The 22351-nt window shown below is 63.2% G+C and carries 14 protein-coding genes and 3 rRNA genes; 10 read left to right on the forward strand and 7 right to left on the reverse strand.

Going from position 1 to position 22351, the window contains the following annotated elements:
- Positions 1 to 120: 120 nt before the first annotated feature.
- From mdo to JVX90_RS05180, 6 genes are read left to right on the forward strand one after another with little or no spacing between them, the layout of a single operon-like run.
- Positions 121 to 1392, forward strand: a complete 1272-nt coding sequence (mdo, locus tag JVX90_RS05155; protein ID WP_205331352.1) for an NDMA-dependent methanol dehydrogenase — start codon at positions 121 to 123, stop codon at positions 1390 to 1392.
- 4 nt (positions 1393 to 1396) lie between these two features.
- Positions 1397 to 2419 (forward strand): MoxR family ATPase, encoded by a 1023-nt coding sequence (locus tag JVX90_RS05160; protein ID WP_205331353.1) that lies wholly within the window; start codon positions 1397 to 1399, stop codon positions 2417 to 2419.
- Complete coding sequence (locus JVX90_RS05165; RefSeq protein ID WP_205331354.1) at positions 2416 to 3945, forward strand: VWA domain-containing protein; 1530 nt, start codon at positions 2416 to 2418, stop codon at positions 3943 to 3945. The genes JVX90_RS05160 and JVX90_RS05165 overlap by 4 nt, the downstream gene beginning before the upstream one ends.
- A 42-nt stretch (positions 3946 to 3987) precedes the next feature.
- Positions 3988 to 5169, forward strand: a complete 1182-nt coding sequence (locus JVX90_RS05170) for an iron-containing alcohol dehydrogenase (protein ID WP_205331355.1) — start codon at positions 3988 to 3990, stop codon at positions 5167 to 5169.
- Positions 5166 to 6482 (forward strand): GAF domain-containing sensor histidine kinase, encoded by a 1317-nt coding sequence (locus tag JVX90_RS05175; RefSeq protein WP_205331356.1) that lies wholly within the window; start codon positions 5166 to 5168, stop codon positions 6480 to 6482. Before JVX90_RS05170 ends, JVX90_RS05175 begins: the two co-directional genes overlap by 4 nt.
- A complete protein-coding gene (locus tag JVX90_RS05180) occupies positions 6479 to 7129 on the forward strand; it encodes a response regulator transcription factor (RefSeq protein ID WP_205331357.1) in 651 nt (216 codons plus the stop codon). The genes JVX90_RS05175 and JVX90_RS05180 overlap by 4 nt, the downstream gene beginning before the upstream one ends.
- On the opposite strand, the gene mftM is transcribed toward JVX90_RS05180, so the two are convergent.
- The gene (gene mftM, locus JVX90_RS05185; RefSeq protein WP_205331358.1) at positions 7130 to 7867 is read right to left on the reverse strand and encodes a mycofactocin oligosaccharide methyltransferase MftM; all 738 of its coding nucleotides are present in this window, start codon (positions 7865 to 7867) and stop codon (positions 7130 to 7132) included.
- 586 nt (positions 7868 to 8453) lie between these two features.
- Between mftM and JVX90_RS05190 the strand changes: the two genes are divergently transcribed.
- The 4 genes from JVX90_RS05190 to JVX90_RS05205 all read left to right on the forward strand — a co-directional run bounded on the left by JVX90_RS05190 (position 8454) and on the right by JVX90_RS05205 (position 15036).
- A 16S ribosomal RNA gene (locus JVX90_RS05190) occupies positions 8454 to 9973 on the forward strand.
- 456 nt (positions 9974 to 10429) lie between these two features.
- Positions 10430 to 13557: ribosomal RNA gene (locus tag JVX90_RS05195) — 23S ribosomal RNA — on the forward strand.
- A gap of 114 nt (positions 13558 to 13671) precedes the next feature.
- Positions 13672 to 13788 (forward strand): 5S ribosomal RNA (gene rrf / locus JVX90_RS05200).
- Together the 16S, 23S and 5S rRNA genes form the textbook arrangement of a ribosomal RNA operon.
- A 93-nt stretch (positions 13789 to 13881) precedes the next feature.
- Entirely contained in the window at positions 13882 to 15036 is a 1155-nt protein-coding gene (locus JVX90_RS05205; RefSeq protein WP_205331359.1) for a low temperature requirement protein A, read from the forward strand.
- Here JVX90_RS05205 and JVX90_RS05210 read toward each other — a convergent pair.
- From JVX90_RS05210 to JVX90_RS05235, 6 genes are read right to left on the reverse strand one after another with little or no spacing between them, the layout of a single operon-like run.
- Positions 15021 to 16028, reverse strand: a complete 1008-nt coding sequence (locus tag JVX90_RS05210; RefSeq protein ID WP_205332285.1) for an agmatine deiminase family protein — start codon at positions 16026 to 16028, stop codon at positions 15021 to 15023. The genes JVX90_RS05205 and JVX90_RS05210 overlap by 16 nt on opposite strands.
- Before the next feature lie 23 nt (positions 16029 to 16051).
- Positions 16052 to 17050: a nitrilase-related carbon-nitrogen hydrolase gene (locus tag JVX90_RS05215; RefSeq protein ID WP_205331360.1), complete on the reverse strand. Its 999-nt coding sequence runs from the start codon at positions 17048 to 17050 to the stop codon at positions 16052 to 16054.
- Complete coding sequence (locus JVX90_RS05220) at positions 17050 to 18588, reverse strand: APC family permease (protein ID WP_205331361.1); 1539 nt, start codon at positions 18586 to 18588, stop codon at positions 17050 to 17052. The genes JVX90_RS05215 and JVX90_RS05220 overlap by 1 nt, the downstream gene beginning before the upstream one ends.
- A 31-nt stretch (positions 18589 to 18619) precedes the next feature.
- Entirely contained in the window at positions 18620 to 20095 is a 1476-nt protein-coding gene (locus JVX90_RS05225) for an NAD-dependent succinate-semialdehyde dehydrogenase (RefSeq protein WP_205331362.1), read from the reverse strand.
- Positions 20092 to 21441, reverse strand: a complete 1350-nt coding sequence (gene gabT / locus JVX90_RS05230; protein WP_205331363.1) for a 4-aminobutyrate--2-oxoglutarate transaminase — start codon at positions 21439 to 21441, stop codon at positions 20092 to 20094. Before gabT ends, JVX90_RS05225 begins: the two co-directional genes overlap by 4 nt.
- A 48-nt stretch (positions 21442 to 21489) precedes the next feature.
- A complete protein-coding gene (locus tag JVX90_RS05235; protein ID WP_205331364.1) occupies positions 21490 to 22344 on the reverse strand; it encodes a universal stress protein in 855 nt (284 codons plus the stop codon).
- Positions 22345 to 22351: the final 7 nt, after the last annotated feature.

Below are 22351 nucleotides of genomic sequence, written 5' to 3' on the forward strand. Positions count from 1 at the left end.
ACCGGTCCTGATCGCTTGGACCGAGTCGCCGCGCTGCAGGTCAGGAGCGCTGGACGGCCCAGTGACCTGGGGCACACGCTGTGAGGGACAAACAGTCCACAGTCACAGGAGTTGAGCCGCATGGCAATCGAACTGAATCAGATCTGGGATTTCCCGATCAAGGAGTTCCACCCCTTCCCCAAGGCGAAGTTGGGGGTCGGCGCCCACGACATGCTCGGCGTCGAGGCGAAGGAACTCGGTATGACCCGTGTACTCCTGATGACCACGGGACTGCGCGGCTCGGGAATCATCGAAGAGCTGACCGGCAAGATCGAGTACCAGGGCGTCGACGTCGTCCTGTTCGACGAAGTGCAGTCGAACCCCAAGGACACCAACGCGATGGACGCGGCAGCGCGGTACCAGTCGGAGAAGTGCGACGGCATCATCTCCGTCGGAGGTGGATCCAGCCACGATGCGGCGAAAGGCGCGCGCATGGTGATCGCTCACGACGGGCGAAACATCAACGAGTTCGAGGGCTTCTCCAAGGCCACGAACAAGGAGAATCCGAAGCACATCGCCGTCTCGACGACGGCCGGCACCGGTTCGGAGACGTCCTGGGCGTACGTCATCACGGACACGTCGGATATGGAGAAGCCGCACAAGTGGGTGGCCTTCGACGACACCTGCCTCGTCGACCTGGCGATGGACGACCCGCTGCTCTACTACTCGTGCCCGCAGGAGTTCACCGCCTACTGCGGCTTCGACGTGCTTGCACATGCGAGCGAGCCGTGGGTGTCGCGCCTGGACTTCGCTCCCTCTCTCGGCAACGCCAAGTACTCGATCGAACTGATCGCGAAGCACCTCCCGACCGCTGTCTACGATCCGCACAATCTCGAGGCGCGAACCGGGATGATGCACGCCCAGTACATTGCCGCGCAGGCGTTCAACTCCGGTGGTCTCGGTCAGATCCACTCGATGTCCCACGCCGTCAGTGCATACTTCGACCTGCATCACGGCCTGAACAACGCGATCGCGCTGCCTCGCGTGTGGGAGTACAACCTGCCGGCTCGATACGAGCGCTTCGCCGAGATGGCACCCCTCCTGGGTGTCGACACCAGGAACATGACCACGGTCCAGGCGGCCGACTCGGCTGTCGACGCCGCGATCCGGCTGTCGAAAGACCTCGGCATCCCCGACAACTTCGGGTCGGTCCGACCGGAGAGCTACCAGAAGAACCGTATGAACACCGGTCTGTACGAAGGCCGCGGAACCGAGATCGACACGTCGGACGAGATGGTCCGCACGATCTCGGAGCACATGATGGGCGACTGGTGCACGCCGGCAAACCCGCGCGAGTGCACGGTCGAGTCGCAGCTGCCGATGATCCGTCACGCCATGACCGGAAGCTACTGACCCGATGATCAACGTGGACGCCGGTCCCGTCGACGGTTTCGAGACCGCCGACGACCTTACCGATGCGCTTGCCGGGCAGGGATACCTGATCCAACCCGACCTCGCGGTGGTGTTGCACTTGGCGACCCTCCTCGGTCGGCCCCTCCTCCTGGAGGGGCCCGCCGGGGTGGGCAAGACCGAACTCGCCAAGGCCCTCGCCGCAGCATCCGGTCGGGAGCTGATTCGGCTGCAGTGTTACGAGGGGCTCGACGACTCTCGATCCCTGTACGAGTGGGACTACGCCCGCCAACTCCTGCACGTGCAGATGCTCCGCGACCGCATCAGCGCCGAACTGTCGACGCACAAGACGCTGGCGGCTGCGTCCGCCGCGCTGGCCCGGACCGACGTCGGTGTCTACACCGAGGAGTTCCTGGTGCCGCGGCCGCTGTTGGCTGCGATCCTGTCACCGTCGCCGACTGTCCTGCTCGTCGACGAGATCGACAGGACGGACGAGGCGGTCGAAGCGGTGATGCTGGAGGTGCTCGCCGAACGTCAGGTGACGGTGCCCGAACTCGGAACGTTCACCTCGCGATCGGAACCGTGGGTGATCCTGACGTCCAACGACACCCGCGAGTTGTCGCCTGCCCTCAAACGGCGGTGTCTGCACTTCCAAGTGGAGTACCCGACGGCGGAACGCGAACAGCAGATCGTCGCGGTGCGAGCGCCGGAGGTACCTGCTGAGATCGTCAGCGACGTCGTCGACCTCGCGCGACGTCTCCGTGAACTGCCGCTGCGCAAGAGCCCCTCGATCGCGGAAGTGATCGACGCGGCACGGGCGTCGGCCCTGTTGGCCGGTGCCGACGGTGAGGCCGACACGAGCGCTGACGGCGCGCTGATGTCCTTGCTTGTCAAGTTCGGCACCGACCTGGACCAGGTCCGACGCAGCCTGTCGGCGACCGCGCGCACGTCGAGCCGGGCGGTGGGCACGTCGACAGAGGCGGCTTTCGGCGCGAGTCGGTCCCGCGTGGGGGTCGGAGCCCGGGGATGACCGCAGCGCTGACACCGGGTGTCCTCGACGAGTTGGCGGTCGCCTTCGGAAGGGTGCTGCGCCATGTCGGGATCCCCGCGTCGCCCGCGGAGGTGATCGAGGTCCGGCGAGTGATGGCATTCGTCGGCGCCTCGGATCTCGAGCGCCTCCGCTGTGCGTTGCGCTCGGTGAGCGTGAAGTATGCGCACGAGCGGCCGTTGTTCGAGATCGCCTTCGACGTCTACTTCGATCTCGGCGAGCCCCTGGGGTCGGACACGAACCGGGCGGTGATGAGGAGCGTCGCGAACGATCTCCCCGATGACGTTGACTGGGACGAGGACTTCGTCGGCGCCGGGCGCATGATCGGCGCCGACGAGCACACCGAGGAGATCGGTGCGCTGATGATCGACGATCCGGACGCCCGGGAGCGGACCGGCGAGAGCTCACATCGCGAGGACGACGACTTCTCCGTGTCGTCCGGCACCGAGGAGCTTCAAGTAGCCACCGAGTCGTCGACGGTGGGCAGCGGCGCGACGTACACGATCGACGTGGATCACGCCTCCGCCGCCGACGCCGGTGAGCTCGTCGGGACCGGCGCCAGAGTGGAGAGCGGATCACTGTCGCTGGCAGATGCGGCCGGTCTGCTCCGTGCGCTCGGTGCAAGCGACGGCAGAGCGGCGTACCAGGCCGAGGGCGTCGACGACGCGGTGCTCAATCAGCGACAACGCGAGTCGCTGCAGGAGGCCTTGTCGAGATTCGTCGCCGCTTTGTCCGACCGCCTGGAAGCGACGAGTGATGCACGCGTCGGAGCGGCGGCAGATCAGACGGCGCGGGTCCATCGGGACCAGGCCGACATCGACCGCGCCTGTCATCGGCTGGTACAGCGCATGCGTGGTGCGCCGCGACGTGTTCCACGCCTCACGGACCGCGGTCGGCTCGACATGCGTGCAACCATGCGGTCCGCGGTCACCACCGACGGAGTGCCAGTGGAACTCTGGCGTCGACGTGTGGTGGCGGGCCCGGTCCGCCTGTTGGTGATGGTCGACGTGTCGCTGTCTGTGCGTCCCGTCGCGGGCTTCATTCTGCGGTTGGCGCAGACCTTGCACAGATTCGGTGACAGGTGCGAGGTGATCGCCTTCGTCGATCGACCGGTCCTGGTGACGTCGGCCCTCCGGTCGGCGTCGGCCGACGACGCACTCGCCGAGGTGCTCGCCGCCGACGGACTCGACCTGGCAGCGACCAGCGACTACGGGAGAGTCTGGACGGAGACGCTCGACGTGTTCGGCGACCTGGTGTCGCGGCGCACCAGCGTCCTGGTGGTGGGAGACGCCCGAAGCAATGCCTTCGATCCCCGCGTCGACCTGTTCGCCGAACTGGCGAGACGATCACACCGGGTGGCGTGGCTGACTCCCGAGCCGTCCCGCTACTGGGGCCAGACCGGTTGTGCCCTGAACGACTACGAGGAGTGCTGCGCGGGCGTTGTCAGCGCTCGTGACGGCGCCGAGATCCTGACTCGGTGTAACGAACTCGGCGCCGCCCTCGGATGAGGACGGTAGCGTCGTGAGTCAGCAGAAGGAGGTGGGCGGCCGGTGACCAGCGTCGGCGAATTCGGGCGTCGGCGTGCCGCCACGGTGGCCAAGTTCCACACGCCCGAGATCGTGCTCGGTCGGGGAGCGTTTCCCGAGGCGGCCATAGCGGCCGCTGGGCTCGGGATCCGGCGGCCGCTGATCGTGTCCGACCGGAAGATCGAGCAGACCCCATGGTACGAGCGGCTCCTCGTTGATCTTCGCCGACAGGGACTCGAACCAGGGTCGTACCTCGGGGTGTCGCCGAACCCCAGGGCCCAGGAGATCGCCGAGGGGTTCACCGCGTACCAGGGACACGCCGCGGACGGCATAGTCGCGCTCGGCGGCGGATCGGTGATCGACGCCGCGAAAGGAGTCGCCGTCCTCGCGTCGAACGGTGGACTGATCCTCGAGTACGAGGGCATCGACAAGGCGCGACGACCGCTGCCGCCTCTCGTGGTGGCGCCGACGACCGCAGGGAGCGGTGCCGACGTCTCGCAGTTCTGCATCGTCAACAACCCCGAGCGGCGCACCAAGGTGACCATCATCGGGCGGACTCTGGTGCCGAACGTGACGGTGATCGATCCCACGATGCTCACCACTGCGCCGCCCGAGGTGACCGCGCAGGCCGGAATGGACACTCTCACTCACTGCATCGAGGCGTACGTGTCACTCGCACACGGCAGTCTCACCGACGCCTTGGCCCTCGAATCGCTGACCGGAGTGTGGGCCAATCTCGAACGGCTCGTCGACGACCGAAGCGATCCGGTGGCGGGCGAGGAGATGGCGCTGGCGTCGCTGCGTGCGGGGATGGCGTTCACCAACGCGATTCTCGGTGCCACTCACGCCATGAGTCACCCGGTCGGTGGACACTGCGACGCACCGCACGGAACGATCAACGCCGTCCTGCTCCCTCACGTCATCCGTTACAACGCGCTCGTCTGCGCCGACGACTTCGTCCGCCTCTCCGATGCCGTCGGCCTCTCCACCAGTGGCGATCCTCGAGTGGTCGCCGACCGTCTCGCCGACGCCGTGGCTCGACTCGGTGCGCGCGTCGGGATGCCCGACACCCTCGCGCCGCTTGGAGTGGAGGCCGTCGACGTTAGCCTCCTCACGAGGAACGCGCTCGCCGATTCGTGCATGATCACCAACCCCCGCCGCCCGGAAGAGGCGGAGATCGCCGACCTGTACCGGCAGGCGCTGTGAGCTCGCCCATCGACCCCGATCTGGCCTCGCTCGTCGGGCTGCGCACCGTCAAGGGCGGTCACTACGCGCAGTATCGTGGCAGCGAGGCGAGTCTCAACCGCGTCATGATGGCGCTCGAAGGCATCTCGAAGGCACTCGTTCAGACCGCGGCAGGACCGGAGACACTGCTGGTCGCCGTTGTGGAGACCGTGCGAACTCATCTCGACGCGGCGTGGGTGCTGTTCGCGCTCGCCGACGGACAGTTGTCGGGGACGGCGCCGCGGCACCTGATCGCAAACGGAGACGGCGAGATCCTCGCCTTCGAGGGAGTCACGATAGCCACCCCGCCGACCGGACTTCCCGACCCCGTGCTGAATCGGCTCAACGATGTGCTCCGAGGAGAGGTCACCGTGCTGCACGGCCCGATCGTCGACGATCACCACGTGCACGTGCCGATCGAACTCGACGGCGCTGTGGTCGGCGGGCTGTCAGCCTGGACGAGCGACGCCCGCCGCAGCGACCCCTCGGACCTCACCGTTCTGCGGATCCTCGCCGGTCAGGCGACCGTCGCGCTCGTCAATTCGTCCTTGTTCCTGCAGGCACAGCAACGTGCCGAAGAACTCGCCGAGCGAAATGACGAACTGGTGCAGACGCAACGCGAACTGTCAGCGGTGCAGCGGTACGCGCTGCTCAGCGCAGAACGCGCCCGGATCGCCCGCGAGCTTCACGACTCTGTCGGGCAGACAGTTCTCTCGGCGGGACTTCAGATGGAGTTGTGCCGCGACGAGGTGAGCCCCGCCGGCGCCGATCATCTGGAGAAGGCCGTCCGTCTGAGCCGGGATGCGATGGAGCACCTCCGTGGCGCGATATTCACCCTCACCCAACCGAGCGAACCGTCGTCGAGCATCGCGGACACCCTCGATGAACTGTGCAGTCTGCACATGCCGCCCGGGGTCGAGACGAGTGTGACGGTGCGCGGCCGAGTACGGGAGCTGCCCGGCGACGTTCAGCATTCGGTCCTGCGGATCGTGGGGGAGTCGCTGGTCAACGCGGCGCTGCACGCCGATCCGTCCCGCGTGGCCGTGACTCTCGACTACAACTCCGCCGGGGTCCGCGTGCGAGTCGACGACGACGGGGCCGGGGACCCTGCGGATCTACGCGCCGTCCTCCGGTCAGCCGAGCGCGGCGATATCGCGCAGGGGCGCAGTCGGGGGCTGGTCAACATGGCTTCCCGCGCCGCCGAACACCACGGGTCGTTCTCAATCAGGCGATCCAGACTCGGGGGCGTTCGCATCGCCGCGATGGTGCCCACACCTGCAGAGGAGCGTCAGTGACCACGCATCAAGAAGTGATCCGCACGGTTCTCGTCGACGACCACGCGCTCCTGCGGGAGGGACTCCGAGCGCTGCTCGACCGGTCTGACGACGTCACCGTCGTCGGGGAGGCCGACTCATACGATTCGGCGCTCGCCGAGGTCGCGATAAGCCGACCGGACGTGGTGGTGGTCGACCTGAAACTCACGGCGGGCGCAGACTACGACGGTCTTCGGCTGGTCGGTGAGGTCACGCGACGACATCCGAACGTCGCGACGCTGGTGCTCACCACGTTCCTCGACGACGACCTTGTGGTCCGGGCCGTCCGCGCCGGTGCGCGCGGTTACGTGGTGAAGGACGTCGACACGACTGAACTCGTCCGGGCAGTGCGTGCGGTCGCCTCCGGCGGCAGCGCGTTCGACCCCCGCAGCGCGACAAGTGTGCTTCGCACGATGGCAGGTGGGCACGACCCGTCGGCGGAACTCACCGACCGCGAACGCGAGGTGCTCCGTCACCTGGCGCAGGGAGAGTCGAACGGACAGATCGGTGCGGCGCTCTACATCTCTGAATCGACCGTCAAGTTCCACATCCGCAATGTCATCCGGAAGCTCGGAGTGAGCCGGCGGACCGATGCTGTTTATGTCGCCAGTAAACGGGGCCTGATCTGATCAGGCATCGCAACCGGGCGCGACGTCGAGAACAAGCCAGCCGCCGCAGTCGGTGAACGCCGAGGCACGCCCACCGGATCGGACCCACGGGACCGCCCACGTCAGAAGGTCTTCCTCGGTGAGGCGCGCCAGATGACCGAAGTGCGCGGACGGTTCGTCCTCGAAGGGGACCGCGATAACCACTCGTCTGCGGGCGACGCGAACAGCTTCAGCAATCGCTGACGCGACATCGCCGGGCGCGAGATGCTCCAGGAGATGAATCAGCGTCACAGTGTCGACGGACCTGTCGGGGTAGGGGAGGGCGCGTGCGTCGCCGATGCGCGGAGTCAGCGGAAGGCTGAGACGGGCAGACGCGTGTGCGAGGCGTTCAACGGCACCCGGACAGATATCGCACGCGTCGACGGCGTATCCGTCCTGGGCGCACTGCAGGGCGAACAGTCCGAAGCACGATCCGACTTCGAGCACGCTGGAACCCGAGAGCAACGACAGCGCCCGTCGATGGATCCGGGCGAAGTCGACTGCGCCGGCGCGCAACTCCGCCAGCGAGTTGACGTAGAAGGCGTGCCATCCGTCCGCGGCACTGTCCCCACAGGTTTCGATGACGCGGACCATCGCCTCCTCGAACCCGCTCTGTCCGTCGAGATCTCCGGCTGCAGCCATAGCGCTGAGCACGGGTACGAGTGCACCGTCGCTGACCGAATCGAGGGTGAACGTGTGGTGCAGATCGGCGATCGTCATGCACTCGACGCTAGGACCGCGCCAGACGCTCGAGAACTGCCTGAACGGGTCGTTCAATCACCCGAAAGGTCAGGTCCCGTCCTGGATGCCAAACGCGAGCGCCTGACCAGGCGATTTGTCATCCGGCGCGGTTGTGCGTAACTTATGTCGAGTCCGAGCGGCCAGGCCGCGGAAGACAAATTCCCTTCAACTTCTTCGCCGGGTCGTGAGATTCCGGTGGTGTTGGTGGTGGGGCCGGTCACGGCCGGCACGCTGATTTGCACTGCGGAGCGGCGTGTGGCTAGACTGGAAGAGTTGGCCCGAAACGGTCGGCGGATAATTGAGTTCACTGGAGTTCGGCCTGTGTTTGTGCGGGTTGGTGCTGGTGGGTGTGTGTTCTTTGAGAACTCGATAGTGTGTAGATAGATGTTCTTGTGCCACATTATTTTTGTTTTGTGGCATTGAGGATGTTGTGACGGACAAGAATTTGTTTTTGTTTTGTTTATGATTGAATCTTTGTCAGTTTTTTGGATTTGGTCAGGTTTTGCTTTCTGGCTTGTGCTGAAATCTCGCACTCTTTTTTGGGGGTGTGTTTGTTTCACATTTTTTGTTGGAGAGTTTGATCCTGGCTCAGGACGAACGCTGGCGGCGTGCTTAACACATGCAAGTCGAACGGAAAGGCCCCTTCGGGGGTACTCGAGTGGCGAACGGGTGAGTAACACGTGGGTGATCTGCCCCAAACTCTGGGATAAGCCTGGGAAACTGGGTCTAATACTGGATATGACCTTCCTCTTCATGGTGGTTGGTGGAAAGCTTTTGCGGTTTGGGATGGGCCCGCGGCCTATCAGCTTGTTGGTGGGGTAATGGCCTACCAAGGCGACGACGGGTAGCCGACCTGAGAGGGTGATCGGCCACACTGGGACTGAGACACGGCCCAGACTCCTACGGGAGGCAGCAGTGGGGAATATTGCACAATGGGCGCAAGCCTGATGCAGCGACGCCGCGTGAGGGATGACGGCCTTCGGGTTGTAAACCTCTTTCGCTAGGGACGAAGCGCAAGTGACGGTACCTAGAGAAGAAGCACCGGCCAACTACGTGCCAGCAGCCGCGGTAATACGTAGGGTGCGAGCGTTGTCCGGAATTACTGGGCGTAAAGAGCTCGTAGGCGGTTTGTCGCGTCGTCTGTGAAATTCTGCAACTCAATTGCAGGCGTGCAGGCGATACGGGCAGACTTGAGTACTACAGGGGAGACTGGAATTCCTGGTGTAGCGGTGAAATGCGCAGATATCAGGAGGAACACCGGTGGCGAAGGCGGGTCTCTGGGTAGTAACTGACGCTGAGGAGCGAAAGCGTGGGGAGCGAACAGGATTAGATACCCTGGTAGTCCACGCCGTAAACGGTGGGTACTAGGTGTGGGGCTCATTTCACGAGTTCCGTGCCGTAGCTAACGCATTAAGTACCCCGCCTGGGGAGTACGGCCGCAAGGCTAAAACTCAAAGGAATTGACGGGGGCCCGCACAAGCGGCGGAGCATGTGGATTAATTCGATGCAACGCGAAGAACCTTACCTGGGTTTGACATACACTAGAAAGCTATAGAGATATAGCCCCCCTTGTGGTTGGTGTACAGGTGGTGCATGGCTGTCGTCAGCTCGTGTCGTGAGATGTTGGGTTAAGTCCCGCAACGAGCGCAACCCTTGTCCTGTATTGCCAGCACGTAATGGTGGGGACTTGCAGGAGACTGCCGGGGTCAACTCGGAGGAAGGTGGGGATGACGTCAAGTCATCATGCCCCTTATGTCCAGGGCTTCACACATGCTACAATGGCGCGTACAGAGGGCTGCGAGACCGTGAGGTGGAGCGAATCCCTTAAAGCGCGTCTCAGTTCGGATTGGGGTCTGCAACTCGACCCCATGAAGTCGGAGTCGCTAGTAATCGCAGATCAGCAACGCTGCGGTGAATACGTTCCCGGGCCTTGTACACACCGCCCGTCACGTCATGAAAGTCGGTAACACCCGAAGCCGGTGGCCTAACCCCTCGGGGAGGGAGCCGTCGAAGGTGGGATCGGCGATTGGGACGAAGTCGTAACAAGGTAGCCGTACCGGAAGGTGCGGCTGGATCACCTCCTTTCTAAGGAGCAGACAACACCCAACGCATCATCCGAATGCGATGATGGTTGGTGTTTGTTCATGGGTGAAACACAAGACGCCACCGTATATATGGCTGGGTCGATCCGTAGAGTGGTCGGCGTGGTTGGTGGTTATCAGATGGGTGACTGTCTGGTTGCTAGATGCACACTATCGGGGTTCTGAGAGAACACACCGGCCGGCGGATTTTTTCTGTCGGTTGTTGTTGTTTTTTCTGCTGCTCGCTGACTTTCCGCCTCTGTGTTGGGGTGTGGGGGTGGGTGGGTGTGTGTTGTTTGAGAAGTGGATAGTGGATGCGAGCATCTTGACACGTTCAAGGTGTATTGTATTGCAATTTCAAAAAGTATGTTGAATCTATTGTGATGTCCACATTCGTGTCACAGTGGTGGCTGTCCTGTTTTGTGGGGTGGTTGTTGTTGTGGTGTGTTTGTGGGTGTTGTTGTAAGTGTTTTAGGGCGTTCGGTGGATGCCTTGGTACCAGGAGCCGATGAAGGACGTGGTAGGCCGCGATAGTCCTCGGGGAGTTGTCAAACGAGCTGTGATCCGAGGGTGTCCGAATGGGGAAACCCAGCACGAGTTATGTCGTGTTACCCACTTCTGAATGTATAGGGAGTGTGGAGGGAACGTGGGGAAGTGAAACATCTCAGTACCCACAGGAAGAGAAAACAATAGTGATTCCGTGAGTAGTGGCGAGCGAAAGCGGATGGGGCTAAACCGCGCGTATGTGATACCCGGCAGGGGTTGTGCGTGTGGGGTTGTGGGAGCATCATGTCATCGTCTGCCGGCGGTGAGGTCAGTAAGAAAATCATGGGTTAGGTGAAGTGGCCTGGAATGGTCTGCCGTAGGGGGTGAGAGTCCCGTAACCGAAAACTTGTGGTCTGGCTTTGGTGTTTCCCAAGTAGCAGCGGGCTCGTGGAATCTGCTGTGAATCTGCCGGGACCACCCGGTAAGCCTAAATACTCTCTGGTGACCGATAGCGGACTAGTACCGTGAGGGAAAGGTGAAAAGTACCCCGGGAGGGGAGTGAAATAGTACCTGAAACCGAGCGCTTACAATCCGTCAGAGCCTTCCACTTTGTGGTGGGGTGATGGCGTGCCTTTTGAAGAATGAGCCTGCGAGTTAGTGCTCAGTGGCAAGGTTAACCCGTGTGGGGTAGCCGTAGCGAAAGCGAGTCTGAATAGGGCGAATGAGTCGCTGGGTCTAGACCCGAAGCGGAGTGATCTACCCATGGCCAGGGTGAAGCAGAGGTAAGACTTTGTGGAGGCCCGAACCCACTTCAGTTGAAAATGGAGGGGATGAGTTGTGGGTAGGGGTGAAAGGCCAATCAAACTCCGTGATAGCTGGTTCTCCCCGAAATGCATTTAGGTGCAGCGTCACGTGTTTCTTATTGGAGGTAGAGCTACTGGATGGCCGATGGGCCCTACAAGGTTACTGACGTCAGCCAAACTCCGAATGCCGGTAAGTGAGAGCGTGGCAGTGAGACTGCGGGGGATAAGCTTCGTAGTCGAGAGGGAAACAGCCCAGATCGCCGGCTAAGGCCCCTAAGCGTGTACTAAGTGGAAAAGGATGTGGGGTCGCGAAGACAACCAGGAGGTTGGCTTAGAAGCAGCCACCCTTGAAAGAGTGCGTAATAGCTCACTGGTCAAGTGATCCTGCGCCGACAATGTAGCGGGGCTCAAGTACACCGCCGAAGCCGCGGCACTCACACATGTACATCGGCAACCTTGTGTTGTCTAGTGGTGTGGGTGGGTAGGGGAGCGTCCTGCATCCGTGGAAGCCACAGAGTGATCTAGTGGTGGAGGGTGTGGGAGTGAGAATGCAGGCATGAGTAGCGAAAGACAAGTGAGAAACTTGTCCGCCGAATGACCAAGGGTTCCTGGGCCAGGTTAATCCGCCCAGGGTGAGTCGGGACCTAAGGCGAGGCCGACAGGCGTAGTCGATGGACAACGGGTTGATATTCCCGTACCCGTGTATCCGCGCCCAGTGGCGAATCATCTGTACTAACCATCCAAAAGCATTGCTTCAGCCTTTCGGGGTTGTCTTAGTGTGGCTGCGTGGGACCTTGGGTGTAGTAGTCAAGCGATGGGGTGACGCAGGAAGGTAGCTGGGCCAGTCAGTGGTTGTACTGGTGTAAGCCTGTAGGGAGTGACATAGGCAAATCCGTGTCACATTGATCCTGAGAGGTGATGCGTAGCCGTTATGGTGAATTCAGTGATCCTATGCTGCCGAGAAAAGCCTCTAGTGAGTTGGTGCACGGCCCGTACCCCAAACCGACACAGGTGGTCAGGTAGAGAATACTAAGGCGATCGAGATAACTGTGGTTAAGGAACTCGGCAAATTACCCCCGTAACTTCGGGAGAAGGGGGGCCATGGCTGGTGATCATCTTTGCGGTGTGAGCTGGTTGTGGTCGCAGAGACCAGAGAGAAGCGACTGTTTACTAAAAACACAGGTCCGTGCGAAGTCGTAAGACGATGTATACGGACTGACGCCTGCCCGGTGCTGGAAGGTTAAGAGGACCGGTTAGTGGAGTAATCCGCGAAGCTGAGAATTTAAGCCCCAGTAAACGGCGGTGGTAACTATAACCATCCTAAGGTAGCGAAATTCCTTGTCGGGTAAGTTCCGACCTGCACGAATGGCGTAACGACTTCTCTGCTGTCTCAACCACAGACTCGGCGAAATTGCAGTACGAGTAAAGATGCTCGTTTCGCGCGGCAGGACGAAAAGACCCCGGGACCTTCACTATAGCTTGGTATTGGTGTTCGGTACGGTTTGTGTAGGATAGGTGGGAGACTGTGAAGCTGGCACGCTAGTGTTGGTGGAGTCGTTGTTGAAATACCACTCTGATCGTATTGGGCTTCTAACCTCGGACCCTGATCGGGTTCAGGGACAGTGCCTGGTGGGTAGTTTAACTGGGGCGGTTGCCTCCTAAAATGTAACGGAGGCGCCCAAAGGTTCCCTCAGCCTGGATGGCAATCAGGTGTTGAGTGTAAGTGCACAAGGGAGCTTGACTGTGAGACGTACATGTCGAGCAGGGACGAAAGTCGGGACTAGTGATCCGGCACCGGCAAGTGGAAGCGGTGTCGCTCAACGGATAAAAGGTACCCCGGGGATAACAGGCTGATCTTCCCCAAGAGTCCATATCGACGGGATGGTTTGGCACCTCGATGTCGGCTCGTCGCATCCTGGGGCTGGAGTAGGTCCCAAGGGTTGGGCTGTTCGCCCATTAAAGCGGCACGCGAGCTGGGTTTAGAACGTCGTGAGACAGTTCGGTCTCTATCCGCCGCGCGCGATTAGAAACTTGAGGAAACCTGTCCCTAGTACGAGAGGACCGGGACGGACGAACCTCTGGTGTGCCAGTTGTTCCGCCAGGAGCACTGCTGGTTAGCTACGTTCGGAAGGGATAACCGCTGAAAGCATCTAAGCGGGAAGCCTGTTCCAAGATGAGGTTTCTCACCACCTTTCGGGGTGGGTAAGGCCCCCTACAGACTATGGGGTTGATAGGCCAGAACTGTAAGCATAGTAATGTGTTCAGGTGACTGGTACTAATAGGCCGAGGACTTACTAACAACACTCACACACATTTTGTTTGATGTCTGTGATGGTCGCATCCACTATCTACTTCTGAAACAACACACGATCACGACCGTTTAGGTTTGTGGTTGGTGATAGTTTCATATTGTTTCGGTGGCTATAGCGGAGGGGAAACGCCCGGCCCCATTCCGAACCCGGAAGCTAAGCCCTCCAGCGCCGATGGTACTGCACTTTAGTCAGTGTGGGAGAGTAGGACACCGCCGAACTCAACTCTATTCGAGCCCCTCAACCCTTGTGGTTGAGGGGCTCGAATACTTTGTGCACCCGTATGAGCGGGTGCATCCACTATCGTTCTCAAGATGAGCGATCAGGCGACGACTACGCAGACTGACGACGGACAGCGGGGCGCGTCGACGCTTGAGCTGTTCTTCGATCTGGTCTTCGTTTTCACTATCACCCAGTTCACGCATGCGTTCGGCCATGATCCGACGTGGAAGTCGGCCGGGACGATCGCCCTGCTGTTCGCGATCATCTGGTGGATGTACTCGGGTTACGTGTGGCTGACCAACGAAGTCGCTCCATCGACGCCGGCGCGACGCACAGTGCTCGTCGCCGGCATGTTCGGCTTCTTCACGCTTGCCCTCGCGGTGCCCGATGCCGTGCATGGCCACGGTGTTGTGTTCGGGTGGGCATTTCTCGGGGTCACCCTCATCCACGCTCTCCTGTTCCGAGTGAGCGGAGGCGAGGACGCGTCGGCGGCGATCATGCGGATACTGCCGACCAATCTCACGGCAGCGATCTGCGTCGTCGTGGGCGGGTATGTCCACGGAAACGCAACGTACTTCTGGTGGGCGGGAGCCCTCCTGGTGATCGGGGCCTCGCCCTTGCTCAGCGGGGCGGGTGGATTCGTCTTGCGGACGAAGCACTTCTGCGAGCGCCACGGTCTTGTCTTGATCATCGCCATCGGTGAATCCGTCATCGGTGTCGGCTCAGGTCTCGCAGAAGAGACGATGAACCTGCAGTTCTTCGTTCAGGTACTGCTCGGCCTGACGGTGATCTACGTGATGTGGTGGTCGTTCTTCGGAACCGACAACGAACACGGTGAAGCAGCACTTGACGCACTACCGATGACCGATCGGACGCGCGCAGCGCTAGTCGCATACGGATACTGCTTCGTACCGATGCTGCTGGGCATCGTCTTCGCCGCGGCAGGTCTCGGCATGGCGATCGGGCAGGGCGAGCGACAAGCCACCTGGTCGGCGGCCGCGGCGCTGTCAGGAGGCGTCGCCCTCTACCTCGTAGGCCAGGCGGCATTCCGGGTCACGCTCGGCCTGCCCCGACCGTGGATGCGGCTGCTGGCGGCGGTCCTTGCGCTCCTCACAACTGCACTCGGCGTGTACGTCACCGAATGGGCGCAGCTGGCTGCGATCGCAGTCGTCGTGTACGCGGCGATCATCGCCGACGATGTGATCGGACTACGAGGGGGCGAGAGCAGCAGTTACCTCGCAGGCTGATTCTGCGTGATGCAGTGGATGCCGCCGCCACGCGCAAAGATGGGACGGGCGTCGATGGGGACCACGGCGCGGCCGGGATACACCGAACTCAACAGCTCAACCGCTTCGTCGTCGGACGGGTCGTCGAATGAGCACGCCACCACGAGCCCATTCGCCACGTAGTGGTTGATGTAGCTGTAGTCGACGAAACCCTCATCGTCGGTCAGCACGCGCGGGGCCGGCACATCCACGATCGTCAACGGGGACCCGTCCGACGTGACGGCGCCGCTCAACACGTCGCGGACCCGACGGGACACCTGGTGGTCCGGATGTCCCGAATCCCGTTGGTCGTGGACGATGACGGTGCCCGGCGTCGGCATTGCGGCGACGATGTCGACGTGCCCGCGAGTGCCGTACTGCTCGGAGTCTCGAGTGAGTCCACAGGGAAGCCAGATGACAGTGTCGACGCCGAGCGTCCGAGCGAGTTCGTGTTCGACGTCGGCTTTGGCCAACTGAGCGTTGCGCCCAGGGTCGAGCTGGACGGTCTCTGTGACGAGAACTGCGCCTGCACCGTCTACTTGGACGCCTCCGCCCTCGTTGACGAGCGTTGACCCGATACGCTCGACGCCGGCGTTCTCGATCACCGTCCGGGCGATGTGCTGGTCGTGGCCCCACGTGGCCCAATCCTGTGCACCCCACCCGTTGAACACCCAGTCGACGCCGCCGACGGCTCCGTCTTCAGAGACGACGAACGTCGGCCCGATGTCGCGCATCCACGCGTCGTCGAGAGGCGCCTCGACGATGTCGACGGCCGCGGACAAGTACTGCTTCGCGAACGCCGTCTGAGTCGGGTCGACGACGACGGTGACCGGTTCGTGGTCGACGATCGTGTTGGCAACCGCTGACCAGGCGGTCCTCGCCTCATGGTGTTCGACCTCGGTGTCGCCGAGCGAGTACCCGGGTGCAGGGAACGCCATCCACGTGCGTTCGTGCCGTTCGTGTTCGGCGGGCATCCGCCAGGGTCCGGGGTTCAGAGTCACTGTGCTGATCCCGTCGCCGCGGAACCGATGGGTGCCGAACGATCGACCGGAGCTGTCAAACGACCGTAGGTGTCGGGACGACGTGTGGCCAGGAACGGAAACAGAGTCAGCCAGTCGCGTCGCTGATCGAGATCGAGATCGGCGACGAGTACGGCGGACGCATCGCGCGGCGCCTGAACCAGAATGCGGCCGTACGGATCGGAGATGAACGACGAGCCGTAGAACGTGATGGCGCCCTCGTCGCCATAGCGGTTCGGAGCGATCATGAACGTGCCGTTCGAAATTCCGTTGCCGACGATGACCTGCTGCCAGAGTGGTTGGGTGTCGAAGTCGGGGTGCCCGGGCTCCGACCCGATGGCGGTCGGGTAGACGATCATCTCGGCGCCGCCCAGCGAGTACATGCGTGCGACTTCCGGGAACCACTCATCCCAGCAGGTCGGCATCGCGATGCGGGCGTCGCTGAGACCGTCGGGCGTGTGAACGGTGTAGGCCTCATCGTCTGCGGGGCCGCCGCGGAAGTACGTGTCCTCGTAGTAGCCCTCGGTCACGGGGATGTGCAGCTTGCGGGTGCGAGCCACGAGGCCGTTCGCGTCAGCGAGGATTGCGGTGTTGAACCCGAGACCGTCGTGGTAGGTGATGTCGCCCGAGGAGGAGTTCTTCTCGTACAGCGACGCGTGGACGTAGATCCCGTTGCGTTCTGCCGCCGCCGTGGCGAACGCCAGAGTCGGGCCGGTGGTGAGGTCCTCGGCGGTCTCGCCGGGGTTGTCTCCACCGCGGACGAACGCAGGGTAGCGACTCAGTGTCAACTCGGGCAGGAAGACGACACGTGCGCCCTGTGCGGCGGCGGCGTCGATTCCTTCGTTGAGTTCGGCGCGCATCTCCTCGTCCGACTCGTGCCAACGGTGCTGGACCACACCGACCCGCAGAGGAGCGCGTGTCGGCTCGTCGACGCGGGCGAGTGAGGTCGGGGGAGTGAGGGATGTGATGACCTGCATCAGAGGAGTTCCTTCGAAGGTTCGGGTGTGCCGCGTTTGAGTGTCTCGCCGACGAAGAACGCAGGCGAGGTGATGCGCATGACGACCATGAGGATCGCGCCGAGGACGAGTAGGCCGAAGCCGATGTAGAAGACGAGGCCGATACCGAATATCTGGGCGCCGCTGCCGTTCTCGGGGTCGAGGCTCTCGCGGACCGATACGACGAACACCAGAAGCAGCGAGACGCCGCCGAGCAGTGGGAAGAGGAACCGGAAGATCAGGTTGTGGACATTGTCGAACAACGAGCTGCGGAAGTACCAGACGCATGCGAACGCGGTGATGCCGTAGTACCAGCAGATCATGATGCCGAGTGCGGCGATCGTGTCGCCGAGAGTCTTCTCCGACAGCAGAGTGACGGCCGTGTAGAAGACCGCGGTCACGACTCCGGCGACGATCGCGGCGAACGCCGGGGAGAGGAATCGGGGGCTGATCTCGGCGAATTTCGCGGGAAACGCTCGGTAGCTGCCCATCGCGAGCATCGTGCGGGCGACGGGGAGGAACGTCGTCTGCAGACTCGCGACAGCGGACGCGAGGATCGCGAGGAACAGGAACATGCCGCCCCAGCGGCCCATAACCGGTTCGGCGAGTGCACCGAACACGTTGTCGCTGATGTCCTCGTTGCCCAGTCCCAGTCCAGTGTCGCCGACGCCTGCGTACATCATGGTCGCGAGCGCGACCATGAGGTAGGTGCCGAGAATCGTCAACACGCAGAGCAGTCCGGCGCGACCGGGAGTTCGTTTGGAGTCCTTCGACTCCTCGCCGAGGGTCAGACAGGTGTCCCAGCCCCAGAATGCGAAGATCGAGCCCGTGAGTCCGAGTGCAAACGACGCGATCGACAGACTTCCCAGCCCACCGAACGGGTTGAACCATGACCAGCTGAAGTCCAGGTGTCCCACATGGCCGCCCGCCTTCGCGAACGCGATCACCGAGAACACGACGAGCACGATCATCTGGAAGCCGACCAGCCAATACTGAAGGCGCTCACTCGTGGTGATGCCGCGCATCGACACGTAGGTGGCCGCCGCCAAGAGAACAAGCGTGGTCAGGATGTTGACCGGCTTGTTCGACGTCCCCAGCTGCTCCCAGCTCGGGTGATCGAAGAGCCTCGCGAGCATCAGGTAGAAGAACTGGACACCGACGGCCGCGAGGTTCGACAGGACGATGATCGTCGCGAGCACCATTCCCCAACCGCACATCCACCCCACGTACGGGCCGAATGCCTTCGTCGACCACGTGAACGACGCGCCGGCGTCAGTCGTGTCCGAGTTGAGCTCGCGATACGCGTACGCGGTGAGGAACATCGGGATGAAACCGGCGATGAAGATCGCGGGCATCTTGAGGCCGACCGCCGCGACGATCAGTCCGATGCTCGCGGTGAGCGTGTATCCGGGCGCCACGGTGGACACGCCGAGCACAGCTCCGGAGAGGACGCCGACCTTGTTCGCGGCGAGGCCCTTGTTCGATATCTGCGGTGCGGCCGACTCTGCTGGTGTAGCCATCGGTGACTCCTCGGGACTGGGATGGGAGGTGTTACGGGGTGAGCGCGATGTACTTGGTGTTCAGGTACTCGTTGATGCCTTCGCTGCCGCCCTCGCTGCCGAGGCCCGACTGTTTGACACCGCCGAACGGAGCGGCGGGATCGGAGATGACGCCGCGGTTGACACCGACCATTCCCGCTTCGAGTGCTGACGACACCCGCAGCATCCGGTCGAGGCTCTGTGTGTAGAAGTAGGCGGCGAGGCCGTACTCGGTGTTGTTGGCCGACGCGATCGCCTCGTCCTCGCTGTCGAAGCCGGTGATGACCGCGACGGGGCCGAAGATCTCCTCGCTGAGGATCCGTTGACCGGCGGGGACCTCATCGATGACTGTCGGTTCGAAGAAATACCCGGGTCCTTCGACCGCCGCACCGCCGGTGCGGACTCGGGCGCCGGACTCGACGGCCTCCCCGACGAGGTCCGCCACGGAATCGCGCTGGCGGGCGTTGATGAGAGGACCGAGAGCTGTTCCCTCGACGTAGCCTGCTCCCACAGTGGTGGCCGCTATCCGCTCGGTGAGCGCCGCAGTGAACTGCTCGCGGACGCTGTTGTGCACCAGTAGTCGGTTGGCAGCTGTGCACGCCTCGCCGCCGTTGCGCATCTTCGCCGCCATCGCGCCGTCGACGGCCGCACTGATGTCGGCGTCGTCGAACACGATGAACGGTGCGTTGCCGCCGAGTTCCATGGATGTGCGCAGGACCTGGTCGGCCGACTGTGCGATCAGCTTCTTGCCGACTCCGGTGGAACCGGTGAACGACACCTTCCGCAGGCGCGGATCACTCATCAGCGCCGCGACGACGTTGGGGGCGTCCATGGTGGGCAGTACCGACAGCACACCCGAGGGAAGGCCTGCGTCGGCGAATACCTGTGCCAGCAGCATCGTGGTGAGCGGTGTGTCCTCGGCCGGCTTCACGATGACCGTGCATCCTGCGGCCAGTGCGGGACCGATCTTTCGGGTGCCCATAGCGAGTGGGAAGTTCCACGGGGTGATCGCCAGACACGGCCCGACGGGCTCCTTGGTGATCAGGATCCGTCCGTTACCGGATGGGGCGGTAGCGGTGCGCCCGCCGACGCGAACTGCCTCTTCGGAGAACCAGCGCAGGAACTCGGCGCCGTATGCGACCTCGCCACGGCTCTCGGCCAGAGTCTTGCCCATCTCGATGGTCATCAGGAGCGCAAAATCCTCGGTGCGCTCGATGACCAGTTCCCACGCGCGCCGCAGGATCATCGACCGTTCGCGCGGAGCTGTCGCGGCCCACGCCTTCGCGGCGGCGGTGGCCGAGGTGAGTGCGGCGTCGGCGTCCGCGACGGTTGCGTCCGCGATCGTCGTGAGCACGTCGCCGGTCGCGGGATTCCGGACCTCGAACTCCGCCGATCCCGATGCGGGCCGGGCCGCTCCGTCGATCCAGATTCCGGTGGGAACCGAATCGATCAGAGCCGACGCGTTCGCGGGGAGATCGGTGCGGATCACGACGCGGCTCCTGCGGCCGCGGTGCGGACGGCGTGCTCGAGGACGGTCAGGCCGTCGTCGAGCAGTTCGTCGGAGATCGAGAGCGGCGGCAGCAGCCGGAACACATTGCCGTACGTGCCGCAGGTCAGAGTGACGACTCCCTCTGCGAGTGCGGCGGCGGCCACCGTCTTCGTGAGGTCGGGATCGGGGGTGTCAGTGCCCTTCTTGACCAGTTCGACGGCCAGCATCGCCCCACGTCCGCGGACGTCGCCGATGACGCCGGTCTCCTCGGCCAGTGCCTTCAATCGGGGGATCACCTGGTCGGCGATAGCGCGGGCGCGGGCCGAGAGGTCCTCCTTCTCCATGACGTCGATCGCCGCGAGTGCCGCCGCACACGCGACGGGGTTGCCGCCGTATGTGCCGCCCAGTCCACCCGGGTGGACCTTGTCGAGAAGGTCCGCGCGACCGGTGACGGCGGAGAGCGGCATGCCGCCGGCGATGCCCTTGGCCATAGTGATCATGTCGGGGACAACACCCTCGTCATCGCACGCGAACCACGAACCGGTGCGAGCGAATCCGGTCTGGACTTCGTCGGCGATGAACACGATGCCCTTCTCACGCGCCCACTGGGCGAGCGCAGGGAGGAAGCCGGGCGCCGGGACGATGAAACCGCCCTCGCCCTGAATCGGCTCGATGATGATCGCGGCGACCGAGTCCGCCCCGATCTGCTTGTCGATCTGGGTTATCGCCCGCTCGGCGGCCTCCGCGCCGGTCATGCCCTGCGGGTCCCGGTACGGGTACGACATCGGCATCCGGTACACCTCGGGAGCGAACGGACCGAAGTTCGTCTTGTACGGCATCGACTTCGCGGTCAGGGCCATCGTCAGATTGGTACGCCCGTGGTAGGCGTGGTCGAACGCGACGACGGCCTGCCTGCCGGTGGCCAGACGAGCAGCCTTGACCGCGTTCTCCACGGCCTCTGCGCCCGAATTGAACAACACCGACTTCTTCTCGTGGTCGCCAGGGGTGAGCTCGGCGAGCCTTTCGGCGACGGCGACGTATCCCTCGTACGGGGTGACCATGAAGCACGTGTGGGTGAAGTGCTCGGCCTGTGCGGCCACGGCGGCCGCGACGGCGGGCTCCGAGGCGCCGACGCTGGTCACGGCGATGCCCGACCCGAAATCGATCAACGAGTTGCCGTCGACGTCGACGATCACGCCGCCGTCGGCGTCAGCCGCGTAGACGGGGACCGACGAGCCGACGCCTGCGGCCACGGCACGGGCGCGTCGAGCGGCGAGCTCGGCCGAGCGGGGGCCGGGCATCGCCGTGACGAGCGAGCGGACCTGGGGAAGGCGGTAGTGCGACATGGTGTTCTTCTGACTCCAGAGATTGTGGGGGAGGTGAAACGGCCGAGATCAGTCGGCGGGGGTGACGACCATCGGAACCTGCAGGACGCGCAGCATCTTGGCCGCCGTCGATCCGAGGAACAACCGACGCGGTGCGGCGAGACGGCTGGAACCGACCATGATGAGGTCACCGTCGTTCCACTCGAGTTTGTTGACTGCCTCTTCGACGGTCGGCCCGTCGACGACGTCCCAGGTGACGGTCGCATCGGCAGGCAGGTGACTGCGAGCTTCATCAAGCCGTTCGTGGGCGTGACGGGTGGCGTCGGCCAGCGCTCCCTCGGGCGAACCGCGATAACTCGCGGCCCGATCGAGGGCGACGAGCGAGACCACTCGAAGGGGAACCTGCGCCCGCTGACTCGCGGCGACCGCGGTGTCGAACAGTGCGTCGGCTCCGACCCTGGTACCCAGAGCGCAGGTGATCTCTCGAACGCGGGTGACCTTCGATCGGCGCAACCCACGCGGCGCGAGGACAACGGGTAGCGGGGCGGAGTGGACCAACTCGGTGACGACCGAACCGAGAGTGTGGCCGCCGACGATGCCGCCGCCGCTGCCGCCGACGACGATCGCCTCCGCATCGAGCCGCTGCGCTTCGGCGATGATGCCCTCGGCGGCCGAATCGTGGAACGCGATGTGTGTGCTGATCTCGACGTCGTCTGGGAGCTCCGCCGTTGCTTCGGTGAGCCAATCGGTGGCCTGCGAGGTCAGGACGTCCTCGAAGTCACCGGAGTGGAGTGCCGCGGATCGGTCGGGCGGCAGGACCATCCCGATGTCGAGCCGGGCGGACAACGTGCGAGCGAGCCGGACGCCGAGGGCGACGGCGTCGGCGCCGCCGTCCGTGGCGAGGTACGCGACGTACAGTCTCATGGCGCCT

This window comes from Gordonia sp. PDNC005 (assembly GCF_016919385.1).
Lineage (GTDB): Bacteria > Actinomycetota > Actinomycetes > Mycobacteriales > Mycobacteriaceae > Gordonia.